Origin of the sequence: Hyphomicrobium sp. (assembly GCF_047600905.1) — a bacterium.
In the GTDB taxonomy this organism is placed as follows: domain Bacteria; phylum Pseudomonadota; class Alphaproteobacteria; order Rhizobiales; family Hyphomicrobiaceae; genus Hyphomicrobium_B.
In genome coordinates, this window is the sequence record NZ_JASGKD010000001.1 from 2446777 (window position 1) to 2461656 (window position 14880).

Annotated in this window: 13 protein-coding genes; 9 read left to right on the forward strand and 4 right to left on the reverse strand. The window is 61.5% G+C overall.

Annotated elements, in window-relative coordinates; genetic code table 11:
* Window positions 1–8 precede the first annotated feature (8 nt).
* Window positions 9–1223: a polyhydroxyalkanoate depolymerase gene (locus QM780_RS11750; protein WP_415072029.1), complete on the forward strand. Its 1215-nt coding sequence runs from the start codon at window positions 9–11 to the stop codon at window positions 1221–1223.
* 20 nt (window positions 1224–1243) lie between these two features.
* Here the strand turns inward: QM780_RS11750 and QM780_RS11755 are convergent, their stop codons facing one another.
* Window positions 1244–1546 carry a hypothetical protein gene (locus tag QM780_RS11755; protein WP_415070652.1) on the reverse strand — a complete coding sequence of 101 codons (303 nt, stop codon included), beginning with the start codon at window positions 1544–1546 and terminating at the stop codon, window positions 1244–1246.
* Between the two features lie 330 nt (window positions 1547–1876).
* Between QM780_RS11755 and QM780_RS11760 the strand changes: the two genes are divergently transcribed.
* Together QM780_RS11760 and QM780_RS11765 are read left to right on the forward strand one after the other, a co-directional pair.
* Entirely contained in the window at window positions 1877–2569 is a 693-nt protein-coding gene (locus QM780_RS11760; protein ID WP_415070653.1) for a DUF1236 domain-containing protein, read from the forward strand.
* 298 nt (window positions 2570–2867) lie between these two features.
* Window positions 2868–3851 carry a catalase family peroxidase gene (locus QM780_RS11765; RefSeq protein WP_415070654.1) on the forward strand — a complete coding sequence of 328 codons (984 nt, stop codon included), beginning with the start codon at window positions 2868–2870 and terminating at the stop codon, window positions 3849–3851.
* A gap of 207 nt (window positions 3852–4058) precedes the next feature.
* On the opposite strand, the gene QM780_RS11770 is transcribed toward QM780_RS11765, so the two are convergent.
* Window positions 4059–4235, reverse strand: coding sequence for a YdcH family protein (locus tag QM780_RS11770; protein WP_415070655.1), 177 nt, complete (start codon window positions 4233–4235; stop codon window positions 4059–4061).
* A gap of 254 nt (window positions 4236–4489) precedes the next feature.
* On the opposite strand from QM780_RS11770, the gene QM780_RS11775 reads away from it, so the two are divergent.
* The 3 genes from QM780_RS11775 to QM780_RS11785 are packed head-to-tail and all read left to right on the forward strand — an operon-like array spanning window position 4490 to window position 7718.
* Window positions 4490–4696, forward strand: a complete 207-nt coding sequence (locus QM780_RS11775; RefSeq protein ID WP_415070656.1) for a DUF465 domain-containing protein — start codon at window positions 4490–4492, stop codon at window positions 4694–4696.
* A 50-nt stretch (window positions 4697–4746) separates the two neighbouring features.
* Window positions 4747–5766, forward strand: coding sequence for a ligase-associated DNA damage response exonuclease (locus QM780_RS11780; RefSeq protein WP_415070657.1), 1020 nt, complete (start codon window positions 4747–4749; stop codon window positions 5764–5766).
* A gap of 2 nt (window positions 5767–5768) precedes the next feature.
* The gene (locus tag QM780_RS11785; RefSeq protein WP_415070658.1) at window positions 5769–7718 is read left to right on the forward strand and encodes a cisplatin damage response ATP-dependent DNA ligase; all 1950 of its coding nucleotides are present in this window, start codon (window positions 5769–5771) and stop codon (window positions 7716–7718) included.
* An 852-nt stretch (window positions 7719–8570) separates the two neighbouring features.
* Here the strand turns inward: QM780_RS11785 and QM780_RS11790 are convergent.
* Complete coding sequence (locus QM780_RS11790) at window positions 8571–9782, reverse strand: pyridoxal-phosphate-dependent aminotransferase family protein (RefSeq protein ID WP_415070659.1); 1212 nt, start codon at window positions 9780–9782, stop codon at window positions 8571–8573.
* 223 nt (window positions 9783–10005) lie between these two features.
* On the opposite strand from QM780_RS11790, the gene QM780_RS11795 reads away from it, so the two are divergent.
* Window positions 10006–11358: an amidase gene (locus tag QM780_RS11795; protein ID WP_415070660.1), complete on the forward strand. Its 1353-nt coding sequence runs from the start codon at window positions 10006–10008 to the stop codon at window positions 11356–11358.
* Window positions 11359–11520: 162 nt separating this feature from the next.
* Here the strand turns inward: QM780_RS11795 and QM780_RS11800 are convergent, their stop codons facing one another.
* On the reverse strand, window positions 11521–12489 hold the full coding sequence (locus tag QM780_RS11800) for a 2-hydroxyacid dehydrogenase (RefSeq protein WP_415070661.1): 969 nt from the start codon (window positions 12487–12489) through the stop codon (window positions 11521–11523).
* Between the two features lie 188 nt (window positions 12490–12677).
* On the opposite strand from QM780_RS11800, the gene QM780_RS11805 reads away from it, so the two are divergent.
* Both QM780_RS11805 and QM780_RS11810 read left to right on the forward strand, forming a co-directional pair.
* On the forward strand, window positions 12678–13052 hold the full coding sequence (locus tag QM780_RS11805) for a hypothetical protein (RefSeq protein ID WP_415070662.1): 375 nt from the start codon (window positions 12678–12680) through the stop codon (window positions 13050–13052).
* 180 nt (window positions 13053–13232) lie between these two features.
* Entirely contained in the window at window positions 13233–14855 is a 1623-nt protein-coding gene (locus QM780_RS11810; protein WP_415070663.1) for a Wzz/FepE/Etk N-terminal domain-containing protein, read from the forward strand.
* The last annotated feature ends 25 nt before the right edge of the window (window positions 14856–14880 follow it).

The window sequence follows — 14880 nt, forward strand, 5'->3', positions numbered from 1 at the left end:
TCGGCGAGATGCTTTATCAGGCCTATCAGCTTCAAGACGACCTGCTTGCTCCCTTCCGCGACGCCGCCAAGAGTTCCAAGGCCGTGGTCGAGCAGCAGCTTTTGCCGACGGTCGATGCCTTGAGGCAGCACCTGTCGGCGGGGCTGGAGATGATCTCGCGTTTTCAGCTGACGCACGCACGGCCGGAATTCGATATCCCGAAGGTTCGAGTCGGCAATCGCGACGTGCCGGTGACGGAAGAGGTGGCGCTCAGCCTGCCGTTCGGAAACCTGCTGCACTTCCGTAAGGATATCGATACGCCGCAGCCGAAGATTCTGGTTGTGGCGCCGCTGTCGGGACACTTCGCGACGCTGCTTGCGAAAACGTGCGAAACCCTGCTGCAGGATCACGATGTCTATATCACCGACTGGACGAACGCGCGCGACGTTCCGCTCGAAGCCGGCCGGTTCGGTGTCGATGAGTACGTCGATTATATCATTCGCTTCGTCGAAGAAATCGGACCGGATACGCATCTTCTCGCCGTGTGTCAGCCGTGCGTGCAAACGCTCGTCGCCGTTGCCGTAATGTCGGAAGACAAGCATCCGGCGACGCCGCGGTCGATGACGCTGATGGCCGGGCCGATCGACGTGCGCGAAAGCCCGACGACGGTCAACAAGCTCGCATCCGATAAGCCCCTGTCATGGTTCAAGGCGAACGTGACCGCGCGCGTGCCGGTGCGATACGAAGGGCGAGGCCGCCGGGTTTATCCGGGCTTCGTTCAGCTCTTCAGCTTCGTCGCAATGAACGTCGACCGGCATCGCGCTCAGCATCAAAAGCTCTATGACCATCTGGCGAACGGCGAGATCGCCGAAGCTCAGAAGATCAAAACGTTCTACGACGAATATTTCGCCGTTCTCGATCTGACGGAGGAATTCTACATCGAAACGATCGACCGGATTTTCCAGCGCGCAGAACTCGCGACGGGTGAATTCACCTATCACGGGCGCAAGGTCGATCCGGGCAAGATCCTGAAGACGGCGCTGCTGACCGTCGAGGGTGGTCGCGACGACATTTGCGCTTTGGGGCAAACGTCAGCGGCGCATGATCTCTGTCAATCGCTGCGGCCGCATCTCAAGCGCCATCACATGCAAGCCAACGTCGGCCACTACGGCACATTCAACGGCAAGCGGTGGGAGCGCGAGATCTATCCGGTGGTGCGCAACTTCATCCTGTCGATGGAATAGAGCTGGGCGCTGACCCGTCCCTACTTCACCCAGACTTTATGCTGGCAATCTAGCCATTTCGCGATCACGGAGCGATCGTGGAATTGGATGGCTCCGCAATTCTGGCAAACGATCATCAGGACGTTGACGGGCGCATTGCTCGAAGACGATTTGCGCTCGCATGTCAGCATGTGAATGTCGACATCGCAATTGGAGCGGAAGCGTCCGCAGACCGGGCAAGCCGTGATGTGTTTTCCGAACAGGAAGCGATCGACCTCGGCTTTGGTGAGGTCGCGCATCGGAGTTGCGTCGGCTTTCGGTTCCACTGTGGCGGTATCTGTCATCGCGATCACCGTGGTTACATTGAAGATACTTGGAATCGTAAGATGATAACCCGGCGACGACAAGAAGAGTTCGCGCCACTAGCCAAGATTTGATGGCGATTCATTGCTCTAATTCTTGTGCAGCGCAGTATTGGCGTCACAACGCCGGCTCAAGCCAGCGGGCGATTTGAGGGTCTGTTTTCCTCAAATAATGCGCGCGAGAATCTTTCAGCACACGTTCCACATTATTGGATGGGAACGGCGCCCCTCCGAGCACGTTGACCAAGCGAACGCGAGTTACTCGCGGTTCGCGCATCAACACATTTCGTGTGTCAACGCATGGAGATGCTCATGCTGAAGTATTCTATTGTTGCGGTCGCGCTCTTTGCGGGCTCGACATTCGCACTGGCCGATCCCAACAACGGTGGTCCTGCAGGTGCCATGAAAGGCGACGCAGGGCCGGCGATGAAGGGAAGTGAGGCCGCCCCGTCAAAGAATTTTGGCGGCGGCGAAATGAAGAGCGATCGAAAAGCTTCCGAAAATTTCGGCGAGAAAAGCGATCGCCAGGCGGCGGGTAGCGAGCAGAAAGAACTCAAGCGCGATCGGCAGGCAGAAGGAAACAATCAAAAGCTCAAGGAAAGCGATCGCCCCGATGGCAATGATCGCGCAGACAGCAACGAGCGCAAAAACTCCGAACAGGCGCTAGATAAATCGCGTACGGAGAAGGGAGCCACCGGCGCCAGCGAAGGAACGGAAGGCAAGGCTCGCCCGAAAGGGTCGCTGACCAACATCAGTCCGGAGCAGAAGACCCGCGTCCGCGCAGCGTTTTCGGGCCATCGCGTCGCTCCGGCGCGCGACATCGGCATTGCCGTGAATGTCGGCGTCGTCGTGCCGCGCTCGGTGCACTTCTACGCCGTACCTGAAGCGATCATTGCGATCGTGCCGGATTACAGTGGCTATGAATATTTCATGATCGACGAGTCGCACGTTGCCATCGTCGATCCCGACACGCTCGAGGTGGTCGACATCATCGTGGTCGCATAACCGTCTAAAGGCGTTCAGAGCGAAAAACGAGAAGGCCGCCGAGCCACCCGGCGGCCTTTTCAGCGATCTCGTTATCTGCCGTTTGCATACATTCGCACATGTACGGCCGCGCTCTCGTGAACGTCCGCGCCGACATATGTTTTTTCGATTGGAATGATCTCGGCGCGCGTGGCCAAGAGCCGCGCATGGTGCGTTGCCCATATTGCAACATCTGTTCGATATGCGCCGGAGGGGGTATGAGACTAGCGTCTTTCGGCGAGATTTCCGTTCATACAGAATTGCAATGGAGAAGCGTCCAATGGTTTCCTATCGGCGTGTAGCTGCCGCCACGCTCGTCGCGGCCTTTTCAATCTTCCCACTCGCTCGGGCCCATGCCGAAGCGGACGCGGAAAGTCTCGTCAACGCCCTCAACGCCGTCTTCGGCGCACATCCAGGTCAGCGCGCGGCGCACACGCACGGCATCTGCGTGAAGGGAAATTTCGTCGCCTCCGCGGATGCCGCGACGTTGACGAAGGCGCCGCACTTCAATTCGAAAACGCCGGTCGGTGTCATCGGCCGCTTCTCGATGGGCGGCGGCAATCCCGAGGCTCCTAACGGCCAGAAAGACAATGTCCGCGCCATCGCATTGCATTTCGATCTCGGCAAGGGCAACACCACCGACCTGCTGATGATCTCGGCGCCGGTATTCGTCGCCAAAGATCCCGATCAATTCCTGAAACTGCTGACGACAGTCGCGACGAAGGACAAGGAAAAAATCGGGGAATATTTCAAGGAGAATCCGAACTCGACGCGCCAGGCGCAGTGGCTCAATGCGCGACCAGTGCCGGCAAGCTTTGCAACCGTCGACTACTGGGGCGTGCACGCTTTCACGTTCACAAACGCCGAGGGCAAGAAGCAGATCATCAAGTACAAGGCCCTCCCGCTGGCAGGCGAGGCTGCCATCTCGGATGAAGACGCAAAAAACAAAGATCCGGACTTCTACCGGCCCGAGCTCAAGGAACGGCTGGCGAAAGGTCCGGCTCAGTTCAAGCTGATTGCCATTCTAGGCGAAGCCGGAGACCCGACGGATGATCCGACCGCGCTTTGGCCGGAGGACCAGCGCAAGACGGTGACGCTCGGCACGCTTTCTATCACCGACTTCGAGGATGCGAAGACGTGCGACGCGGGAATCTTCGATCCGACGAATGTCGTCGACGGCATCGAAGGGCCGGAGAACGACAAGATCTTTCCCATGCGCTCGCAGGCCTACGCGGTTTCGTTCTCGCGCCGGGCCGCACCTTAACGGGCGAACTCTAGACAAATGTCATCCTCGGGCTTGTCCTGAGGATGACATTCGCGATTTCGCGATATAGCCGGTCGGCCTTGTGTCGCCGCACCAAACGTTACAGGCGCGGAATTGAATACCTCGGCCAAAAATATAAAAGCCCCGCCCGGATTGTTGCCGGCGACAGGGCTTCGATCAAAATATGTTTTGGTTTTCTTCTTCGAGCTAGTGTCGCGTCTCGCGCCGCAAGCGCTCAATCTCATCTTTGAGTTTCAGCTTTTCCTGTTTCCATCTGCGGATTTCGATGTCATCGGAGCCCGGACTTGCCGCCGCTTGATCGATTTTTTGTTCGAGTGCCCGATGCTTCTCTGCGAGTTCCACAAGATGAGCCGTAATCGTCATCAGTTGCCTCCTACGGAGATTGCCGACGTTGAAATCGTGCCACACGTTTCGCATGTTGTCCAACGGGTCGTAGGATGAGGCTTGGATGTTTGAATTTTGTTACGCTGCAGTGCATAGCTGCGGCTATTAGTGATTCGTAAAATAAATCCAAACGATTAGAAGGTTTGCCCGGAGTCGAGCTCGGAAAGGATTGCCAGAACGTAGGCAATCGCCCAAAAGGCATCGGCTTTGAGTGGTAGCGGCAGGGAATCGGCATGGAGCGGCGTGACGAACGCGAGCTCAGGGAAGAATTGGTGACGTTGCGTGCCGAGCACCGACAGCTCGACAGCGAGATCGTGGCCCTTGAAGGTAACCCCTCGGCTGACCAACTACTGATCAAGCGCCTGAAAAAGAAGAAGCTTGTTCTCAAGGATCGCATCACGCAGATCGAGGACAGGCTGCTTCCTGATATTATTGCGTGAACGTCGTTTCGCCGTAGCGGCGATCGCGGGTTTCGCGCGTTTAGTAGTTTATGACCTCACCATCCCCTGCCGTCGACACGTGGTTGTACCCGGTCGGATCCGGAATTTATTGCGAACCCGGCGATTTTTATATCGATCCCGGGCGCATGGTCGATCGCGCGATCATTACCCACGGCCATAGCGATCATGCCCGCGCCGGGCATGGCGCGGTGCTGGCGACCGCCGAGACGATTGCCATCATGAAAGTTCGCTACGGCGAAGACTGCGCGGGGTCGTTTCAGCCGCTGGCGCTTGGCGAGGCGATCTCGATCAATGGCGTCAGCGTACGGCTCGCACCGGCCGGACATATCCTCGGTTCGGCGCAGGTCGTGATCGAGTGGGCCGGCAAGCGCGCGGTGATCTCGGGCGACTACAAGCGCGCCGGCGATCCGACATGCGCGCCGTTCGAACTCGTAACGTGCGATGTGTTCGTCACCGAAGCGACGTTCGCGCTGCCGGTGTTCCGGCATGAGAAAGCTTCGCACGAGGCCGAGAAGCTGATCGCGTCACTCGCGGCGGAGCCCGATCGCACGCATCTCGTCGGGGCATATAACCTCGGCAAGTGCCAGCGGATGATCCGCGTGGTCCGCGATGCCGGATATGACAAGCCAATCTACCTGCATGGAGGTGTGATGGCGTTGTCGGAGCTTTATCAGAAGCTCGGCATCGATCTCGGCGAATTGCACGCCGTTTCCGAAACCGATCCGAAGTCGATGCGCGGCGGCATCGTGATGTGCCCGCCCTCGGCGCTCGGAGACCGCTGGTCGCGACGGTTCGGAGATCCGGTGACGGCGTTCGCGAGCGGCTGGATGCGCGTGCGCGGACGTGCGCGGCAGATGGGCATCGAACTGCCTCTCGTCGTTTCCGATCACGTCGACTGGCCGGAACTCATCCAGACGGTGATCGAAACGGAAGCGGAGGAAGTCTGGGTGACGCACGGGCGCGAGGACGCGCTGGTGCACTACCTAGGTTCGATCGGACGCAAGGCGCGGGCTCTGGCGCTCGTCGGATACGGAGAGGAGGCGGAATAGCGATGCGCGCGTTTGCCCGCCTGCTCGACTGCCTTGTCTATACGCAGAGCCGCAATCGCAAGGTGGCGCTGCTTGGGCATTACTTTCGCTCAGCTCCCGATCCGGACCGCGGCTGGGCGCTTGCGGCACTCACGGACGGCGTGCCGATCCGCATTCCGTTGCGGCGGATGTTGAGCGATTTGATCTCGCGCTTCATCGATCCGGTGCTCTATCGGCTTTCGCGCGATTACGTCGGCGATACGGCGGAGACGGTGTCGCTGCTCTGGCCGGATGAGCGGGCGGTCGTTTCTACGCCGAGCAAAGAGGATGCCGTGTCGCCCACTTCTCCCCTTTCGTTGGCGGGGAAGGGGCGCGGCGCCGGCAAAGGCGACAACTCAAAACAGCTGGTTTTCAATCTTACCCCCGCCCCTAACCCTGACCCTCTCCCCGCACGCGGCGAGAGGGAATCGGTGCATTCTCACCTCCCATCGACGGGTAGAGGTCGGGGGTGGGGTGATAATTCAGGGGAGGCGCCAGAGCTTTCGCTTGGCGCCGTCGTCGAAGCGATGAGCGACGGCACGACCGCGGAGCGGACCGAGCGGCTCGGCCATCTGCTCGATCAGCTCGATGCGACGGGACGATGGGCGCTTCTGAAGCTTATCGGCGGGGCGCCGCGCGTGGGTGTCTCGGCACGCCTGGCGCGGACGGCGCTGGCGGAAGCCTACGGCCGCGACGTCAGCGAGATCGAAGAAATCTGGCACGCGCTGACGCCACCTTACCTCGACTTGTTTCAATGGCTCGACGGCAACGCCGAGCGGCCCGACCCGGGCGCAAAGCCTGTTTTTCGCCCTGTCATGCTCGCGCATCCGATCGAACAAGAAGACTGGCCGCGGCTGTCACCGGAAGATTTCGCCGCCGAATGGAAGTGGGACGGCATTCGCGTGCAGATCGCGGCGCGCGGCGGCGAAGTCAAAATGTTCTCGCGCCAGGGCGACGACATTTCGGCAGCGTTTCCGGAAATTCGGAGCGCCTTCCACGGGCATGACTGCGTCGTCGATGGAGAACTGCTGGTAATGCGTGATGGCGAGATCGCGCCGTTCAACGACTTGCAGCAGCGCCTCAACCGCAAGACCGTGACGGCCAAGATGATGCAGATGTATCCGCCGCATGTGCGGCTTTACGACCTGCTGTTCGACGGGCACGAAGATTTGCGCGGCCTGTCGTTCGAAGAAAGGCGCGCGCGGCTTGAAGCTTGGCACGCGAAGCATCATCCGCGACTGACGGACGTATCGGCCCTCGTTCCTTTCAAGACTTTTGGAGAGCTTGGCGAGCTCTGGTCGTCGGCGCGCGCGGAAGGCATCGAAGGCTTGATGCTGAAGCGGCGTGCGAGCCCTTATCAGGCCGGACGCGTCAAAGGCGAATGGTTCAAGTGGAAGCGCGCGGCTCTGACGCTCGATTGCGTCCTGATGTATGCCCAGCGCGGATCGGGAAAGCGATCATCCTTCTATTCCGATTATACGTTCGGCGTGTGGAAGAGCGACGGCAACGGCGATACGCAGCTCGTGCCGGTCGGCAAGGCCTATTCCGGCTTCACGGACGAAGAGCTGCTCGAACTCGACAAGTGGATACGCGGGCACACGACGGAAGCGTTCGGTCCTGTGCGCGCCGTCGAGCCTCATATCGTGTTCGAGGTGGCGTTCGATTCCGTCCAGCCGTCGACGCGGCACAAATCAGGCGTCGCGATGCGCTTTCCGCGTATTCACCGCATTCGCTGGGACAAACCTGCGGCCGAAGCCGACACGCTGGACAGCGTCATGCGGCTTGTCGGGGGCGGAGCTATGAGGGCCGGCGGCGGCGACCAGCGGTCCTTTATCGGCGGCGAAAAGAGCAGCGACGAAAACCGCCAAGTCGATCCAGAGGGCGATTTGCCCGGGCTGGCCGATGAGGATCATTCGGACGGCATCGGGCAATGAAAGCACAAATCGTTCGAGGCCGCTGGAAATCGTTGGGCCGACACCCGGAATGAAGATCCAAATCGACATGATCTGACGAAACGCCAAAATCATGCTCAACCCGGTCGCCCACGCGGCGATCTTCCATGCGATGTCGCCGTCGCGGCAAGATGTCTCCTCGGTCTCGAAATTCGCGGCAAGCAGCGTAGCGAATGCAAGGAAGAACAGAAACGGTGCGGCTCCCAGGACGAAGCTTGAAACCTGGCCAGCGCTGAAGAAGATCGTGGTGACACAGAGATACGTAAACGATCCGATCAACCAAAAAGCCGCCGGCGCAAGCCAGCAACGGTTGAGGCTGGTGCCGCGGAGGCGATGCCACGAAGCGACCATCAGGCCGACGAGGACGATAGCGACGCCCGCAGGCTTCAGCGACGTCGCGACGCGAAATGCGGTTCCGAGGCAGGCCTCTTCTTCACATCGCGAAGCCGCGACAATGGCGAGAACCAGGAGCGGACAGACCAGGATAAATACGACGAGGGCAATCAGCCACGCGCGGATCGATCTGCGAAATTGCCAATAATGCATCGGTCTCACACCTTGCCGCGTGACGACCAATGCTACGAATACGGAGTAAACCGAGCCTGAACTCCTGGCCGTCGTCGCGCCACCAACGCGCCGGAAGCGTCAACTGAGGGCGGACCTGGTAAACTCCGGGTAAATGCCGAGCAGCGTCGGCGCGCTGCGGCCGGACGAGATATGATGGAAAACGCTGTCATGCTCGGGCTGGTCCCGAGCATCCATTTGGCAACCGCACCAGCTTCGGAATGGATCCTCGGCATGAAGCCGAGGATGACATTTGTCGGATGCGGTCTGTTATTCGGCAGCAGCTTTCGCAGCTTCTGCAGGGTTTGCCGTCTCGGCGATGTAGCTCATCGCAGCGGCGACGCCGCCCTTCTTATGCGGCACACCCGCAAGCTCGAAGCCCATCTCGACGCCCGTCAGGGCACCGAGAACCGTCAGCTCGTTGGTGTCGCCCAGATGGCCGATGCGGAACGCCTTGCCGGCGATCTTGTTCAAGCCCGTGCCGAGCGACATGTTGAAGTTGTCGAGCACGATCTTGCGATAGGCGTCGGCGTTATGGCCCTCCGGCATTTGCACGGTGGTGACGGCCGGCGAATAATACTTCGCGTCGCGGCACTGGGTTTCAAATCCCCAGGCACGGACCGCACGGCGCGTCGCTTCGGCCAGACGGGCGTGGCGTGCGAAGACATTCTCCAGGCCTTCCTCGTTGATCATGTCGATCGCTTCGGCGAGACCGTAGAGAAGGCCGGTCGCGGGCGTGTACGGGAAGTAGCCCGTGGCGTTGATCGCCAGCATGTCGTCCCAGGCGAAGTACGACTTCTTCAACTGAGCCGTCTTCGTCGCTTCGATGGCCTTGGCGCTGATCGCAGTGAACGACAGGCCCGGCGGCAGCATCATGCCTTTCTGCGATCCAGCGACCGTCACGTCGACGCCCCACTCGTCGTGGCGCAGGTCGGCGGCGGCGAGCGAAGAAATTGCGTCGGCCATCAGCAGCGCAGGATGCCCGGCCGCATCGATCGCCTTGCGGACTTCATCGAGGCGCGTCAGGCAACCCGTCGAGGTTTCGTTATGCACGACGCAGACGGCCTTGATCTTCCTGCCGGTGTCGGCGCGAAGCTTCTTCTCGATGGCGTTGGCGTCGGCTCCGATGCGCCAGTCGGTCGGGATGACATCGGTTTCGAGGCCGAGACGGCGCGCCATTGCTTCCCAGAGCACGGCGAACTGGCCGGTCTCGCACATCAGCACCTTGTCGCCGGGCGAGAGCGTGTTGGTAAGGCCCGCTTCCCAGGCGCCAGAACCAGACGACGGATAGATGATGACGTGGCCCTGGGTCTTGAACAGGCCCTTAATACCGCTCAGAACGCGGCGGCCAAGCTCGCCGAACTCAAGACCGCGATGATCGAGAATCTGGCGCGACATGGCGGCCAGGATGCGCTCCGGTACGGGGGTCGGCCCAGGGATCTGCAAAAAGTGGCGGCCCGGGCGGCGATGCTTTCTCGACATAGTTCGTGTCCTCAAGGGTCTTCTTATTGTTCGTCTCCGCGCGTGTCCTAGTACCGAACCGCGCCGGATACAATTGGCTCGGAGGCTTAATGAACGGCCTCTGCGGCGCTTTTTGTCTCGGGCGCAGGCTTGCTGAAGAAAAAATCGTTCCTCGCCATAACGAAACCCGGTTTCGTCCACATGCCACGTTGCAAGAGTTCGGCAGCCGCTGCATGTGACGGACATGGGAGCACATGAGTCGAAAAAACTTCTTCGGCTGACCGCCACGGAGGCACGCCGGGCGCTGGCAGCGGGCGACTTCACATCGGAACAGCTTGTCGGCGCTCATCTGGAGCGGATCGAAAAGCGCGATCCGGACGTGCACGCCTGGGTGCGCATCGATGCCGAACGGGCACTCGAGGCGGCACGCGAAAGCGACAGGCGGCGAGCGAGCGGCGAGGCCATGGGTGCACTCGCCGGGATTCCCGTCGGCGTCAAGGACATCATCGACACGAAGGACTTTCCGACCGAACTGGGCTCGCCCATTTTCGCGGGACGTCAACCTGCGGCGGATGCTTTCGTCGTCTCGTCGCTGAAGGCGGCGGGCGCGATCATTCTCGGCAAGACGGTGACGACCGAGTTCGCGTTCTTCGGTCCAGGTCCGACGCGCAATCCGCACGATCTCGAACGCACGCCGGGGGGATCGTCGTCCGGCTCGGCGGCGGCGGTCGCCGATTTCCAGGTGCCCCTGGCGCTCGGGACGCAAACGGCGGGCTCGATCATCCGGCCGGCCTCCTACTGTGGCGTCGTCGGGTTCAAGCCAACATTTGGATATGTCTCGCGCGCGGGAGTGTTCGCGCAATCGGCGCCTCTCGACACGATCGGCGGCTATGCGCGCTCCGTCGAAGACATTGCGTTGCTCATGGACAGCATCAGCCGTTTCGACGTCCGCGATCGCGACATGACGACGGGCGCCAAGCCGCTCCTGGCGCAGGCGGCCGCCATGGCGCGAGAGCGGCCGCCGCGCTTGGCGATCGTCAAGACGCCGGCGTGGCCGCAGGGCGACGATCAGATGCGGGCGTCGTTCGAGCTTTTCGCCTCGACCTTCAAAGGCACCGTCGAGGTGACGGAAGCGGATTTGCCGGCGGGCTTCAACAAGATCATCCGCCTGCAGCAGATCGTGCAGTTCTCCGATATTGCACGCAACTACGGTCCGATCGCGAAAGCCCATCCCGATCGCGTCTCCGCCCGGCTCAAGGAAATCATATCCGAGGGAAGCTCTTTTTCGGCGCAAAGCTACGAAGATGCGCGCATGAAGCAGGAAACGCTCTACGACGCGCTGCGGCCGATCCTCGTCAATCACGACGCCATTCTGACTCCGGCGGCGCAGGGGATCGCGCCGACAGGGCTTCAGGCTACCGGCAGCCCGATGTTCAATGGGCTGTGGACTTATCTCGGCATGCCGTGCATTTCGCTGCCGCTGCTATCGGTTCAGGCGATGCCGCTCGGCGTGCAGCTGGTCGGCGCGCGCGGCGACGATGCACGACTGCTCGGCATCGCCTCGTGGATGATGAGAGAGCGCGGGCGGAGGGGATAAGCCTATCCGTCGTCCTCGGTCGAGCGTGGCGGAGCCACGTCGTAGACCGGAGATCCAGCACAAGACTCCTCGAAGATCAGTATATTTGGAGCCTTCGGCAGTTTGCGCTGGATTCCCGAACGGCTCGGAGCCTCGCCGTTCGAGAATGACAAAACTGAGGCGTCACGCCAGTTTGAACGGCATGTCCTTGCCGGCGAAGAAGGCGTCGATGTTGTCGAGCGCTTCAAAGCCCATCTGATTGCGCGCCTCGATGGCGGCTGATCCCAGATGCGGGAAAAGGAACGTGTTCGGCAGGTCGTAGTAGCCTTCGTTGATCTTGGGCTCGCCGGCGAAAACATCGAGGCCGGCGTATCCGAGACGGCCCGACTTCAGCGCGGCGATCATGTCCTCGTCCTTGACGAGGTCGCCACGTGCCGTGTTCACGACGATGGCGCCCTGCGGCAGTTTCTCGATGACGTCCTTGTTGAAGAAGTAGCGCGTCTCCGGCGTCGACGGGGCATTGATCGAGAAGAACTGCGAGACCTTCAAGAGGCTGTCCAGGCTGTCGTGGTAGGTCGCGTTGTACTTCGCCTCGACCTCGGGCTTGGCGCGGTAAATGTCGTAATAATGGATTTCCATGTCGAAGCCGCGGGCGCGCTGCGCGAGCGCCTGACCGATCTTGCCGAAGCCGTAGATGCCGAGCTTCTTGTTATCGAGACGCTGGCCGACGAGTTGCAGCGGCTGCCAGCCCGGCCATGAGCGGGTGCGGATCATCTTCTCGCCTTCGGAGGCGCGGCGGGCGGAACCCAGAAGCAGCAGCATCGCGATCTCGGCGGTCGCGACGGTGACGCCGTGCGGGGCGTTGCCGACCTTGATGCCGCGCTTCTTGCAGGCTTCGAGATCGATGTGATCGAAGCCGATCGAGAACGTCGAGATGCACTTGATGTTCTCGGGGACCTTCTCGATCACCGGGGCCGGGCACTTCTCATTGAGCGTCAGCAGGATCGCATCGACCGATTTGGCGGTCTCGAGCATCTCCTCGACGGTGATCTTCGGGTTGTCCCCATGGGCGATGACGTCGTAGGTCGCACGCGCGCGGGCCATGGCAGCTTCAGGTAGAGGCCACGTGATCAGGATCTTCTTCTTGGACATGAGATGAGGGGTCTCCGGACATCGGACGTTGATCGCCGGACGCTTGTGCCCGACCAAACCGGGCCTGACAAGTACGGTTTGCGCCTGCGCTGCACCGCAACGTGCCGCAGGGCAACGTTTTTTTCACCATAAGCGGCGCAGGATCGAGCGTAACTACGACTTACGTTTTCGCGTCCGGAGCGGCGTCCATGCGGATGATCTTATTGGGGCTGGCCCTGCTCGCAGGGGGCAAGGTCTGGTATCACGACAACACTTATCGCACTGCGATGAGCGATGCCGTGGTCGAGGCCTATCGCGATCGCGCGATCGAAGTCTGCCGCCGGGCGGCTTTGAAGCGCGGTACATCGGGGCACGATGACGGCAACGTGTGGGGCGCGGGATCGAAGGCGGAAGCCGTCATCGGCAATCCCGACATCGGCGTGGCGATCTGGGACACGCAGAACCCGCTGTGGAACCAACGCTTCCGCGATCCGCAAGTAATCCTCATGGCGGCGAATGCGAAGGCTCGATGTGCCTACGACGTGCGCCAGGGCGGCGCGACGCTTACGGCCTTGGGCCACTAAGAGACCATTGACCCTCGTCCGACCGTCGAAACTCGGATGCAGATGCACTCGCTGGAGCCGCATCGACAACATCCTGTTCACTTTTGGTCGTGACAATAACCACTGAGTCGGCGGGATGCCGGCGAATGAGGTGCCGGGCATGTTCGCGTCGGCCGGCACCCGTGAGGATCACGCCGGGCCATGGGCGAAGACAGGGCAGTCGCGAACACACGCAAATTCGGGCTTGGGCTTGCCGGCGCCGGGTCGGCGATCGTCAGGCGCGCCAAGGCGATCGTGCTTCTGCCGCTTGCCGCCTCGCTGCTGGCTCTGCTGGCCGTCGCATTCGTCCCCGACCATTATTCTGCGTCGGCCATCATCCAAATCGATCCGCGGCCGAAACTTTCAACCGCTTCGCAAGCGGCGGATGCCACTGGCCCGGTCGGGCTGGAAGCGCAACGGATCGCGATCGAAAAAGAGATGCAGGCTTTGCGCTCGCCGTCCCTTCTCGATGACGTGGTGGAAGCGCTGCATCTCGGGCAAGACCCGGAATTCGCGACGCCGTCACTGATATGGCGGATGCTGCAGCCGTTTGCGAAGGCTGGACGCGAAACTTTCGCGCGCGAAACGCTCGCCTCGGGGCTGACGATCCGGCGGGTGCACAGTTCATCGCTGATCAACATCCGCGCCGAGTCGCGCGATCCGGTCAAAGCCGCAGCGATCGCCAATGCCGTCGCCGCTCGCTATATCGCTCAGGACCAGCCGGGCGCATCGCCGGACGAGGCAGCCCAGCAAGGAACGGCCGAGCCGACCGCTTCGGAAAAAGTCTTTCAATCCGTCCTCAACCAGTATGGGCTGACGCGCACGCTTGCCGCCGCGCGGGTGGTCGACAGCGCCCGGCCCGCTCGGCGACCGGCTGGTCCGCAGCGCCTGCGCATCGTCGCCGCAACCGGAATTTCGACGTTCCTTCTCATGCTGGCTCTGGCACTGGCGCTTGAACGGGACGCCCGCCAGCGCACACGGAAAGTCGAGAAAATGCTGGCGTGTCCGCATATGACGTCGCTGCCGTCGGTCAAGCAGACCGATGCACCGGAAATGCGGGCACGGCGCGCGCGCCTCATCATTGCGGAGCCCGGTTGCCGCTATGCCGAAGCCGTGCGGACGGCCTGCCAGGAACTGCTAGACCGCTCGAAGGATCGAGAAACGCGCGTCATCATGGTGGCGTCGGCGCTCGCGAACGAAGGCTCAGAGTCGTTTGCATCCAACATCGCACACCACTTCGCGATCGCGGGGCAAAAGGCGTTGCTCGTCGATTGCGATCTAGAGGGCAAGGGGCTGACGCGGCAACTCGCGCCCGGAGCCACGATGGGGCTGCTCGATCAGATCGCGGCGCATGGCCCGATCGAGAATGTCATTCTGCGGGACAACATGACGGGCGTGCACTTCCTTCCCGCTTGCGGTCCCGCGCCGATCCCACTTCCCGCGGCGGCGGCGCTGCGTTCGGTTGAGTTCGCGGCAGCTTTCCGGCACCTCAGGGCCCGGTTTCCGACGATCGTGATCTCGGCGCCACCGTTGCTCGAAGCGCCGGACGTGCGCGTGCTGGCCGATCTCGCCGACCAGATCGTGTTCCTGACAGCCTGGCACAGGACGCCGCGTGCGCTCGCGAAAAGGGCGGTCATGCTGCTCGAAGGACATCAGAGCAAGATCGTCGGTGCGGTTCTGGCCGACATCGCGGACGACCGCGAACCCGGTTTGATGAGTTTCGCGGCGATGTTCGACGAGATCCGGCGCGCCGCCCGCCTCCCGAAGCTCGACCGGGCAGCCTAGCGCCCCGCTCCGGCATTTCCTCCGA

What these genes read in the sequence shown, in the direction of transcription:
- QM780_RS11765 (WP_415070654.1), top strand. Translation starts at nt 2,868, where the DNA reads ATGGTTTCCTATCGGCGTGTAGCTGCCGCCACGCTCGTCGCGGCCTTT.
- QM780_RS11785 (WP_415070658.1), top strand. Translation starts at nt 5,769, where the DNA reads ATGCGCGCGTTTGCCCGCCTGCTCGACTGCCTTGTCTATACGCAGAGC.
- QM780_RS11805 (WP_415070662.1), top strand. Translation starts at nt 12,678, where the DNA reads ATGCGGATGATCTTATTGGGGCTGGCCCTGCTCGCAGGGGGCAAGGTC.
- QM780_RS11800 (WP_415070661.1), bottom strand. Translation starts at nt 12,489, where the DNA reads ATGTCCAAGAAGAAGATCCTGATCACGTGGCCTCTACCTGAAGCTGCC.
- QM780_RS11750 (WP_415072029.1), top strand. Translation starts at nt 9, where the DNA reads ATGCTTTATCAGGCCTATCAGCTTCAAGACGACCTGCTTGCTCCCTTC.
- QM780_RS11810 (WP_415070663.1), top strand. Translation starts at nt 13,233, where the DNA reads ATGGGCGAAGACAGGGCAGTCGCGAACACACGCAAATTCGGGCTTGGG.
- QM780_RS11770 (WP_415070655.1), bottom strand. Translation starts at nt 4,235, where the DNA reads ATGACGATTACGGCTCATCTTGTGGAACTCGCAGAGAAGCATCGGGCA.
- QM780_RS11755 (WP_415070652.1), bottom strand. Translation starts at nt 1,546, where the DNA reads ATGACAGATACCGCCACAGTGGAACCGAAAGCCGACGCAACTCCGATG.
- QM780_RS11775 (WP_415070656.1), top strand. Translation starts at nt 4,490, where the DNA reads ATGGAGCGGCGTGACGAACGCGAGCTCAGGGAAGAATTGGTGACGTTG.
- QM780_RS11790 (WP_415070659.1), bottom strand. Translation starts at nt 9,782, where the DNA reads ATGTCGAGAAAGCATCGCCGCCCGGGCCGCCACTTTTTGCAGATCCCT.
- QM780_RS11760 (WP_415070653.1), top strand. Translation starts at nt 1,877, where the DNA reads ATGCTGAAGTATTCTATTGTTGCGGTCGCGCTCTTTGCGGGCTCGACA.
- QM780_RS11780 (WP_415070657.1), top strand. Translation starts at nt 4,747, where the DNA reads ATGACCTCACCATCCCCTGCCGTCGACACGTGGTTGTACCCGGTCGGA.
- QM780_RS11795 (WP_415070660.1), top strand. Translation starts at nt 10,006, where the DNA reads ATGGGAGCACATGAGTCGAAAAAACTTCTTCGGCTGACCGCCACGGAG.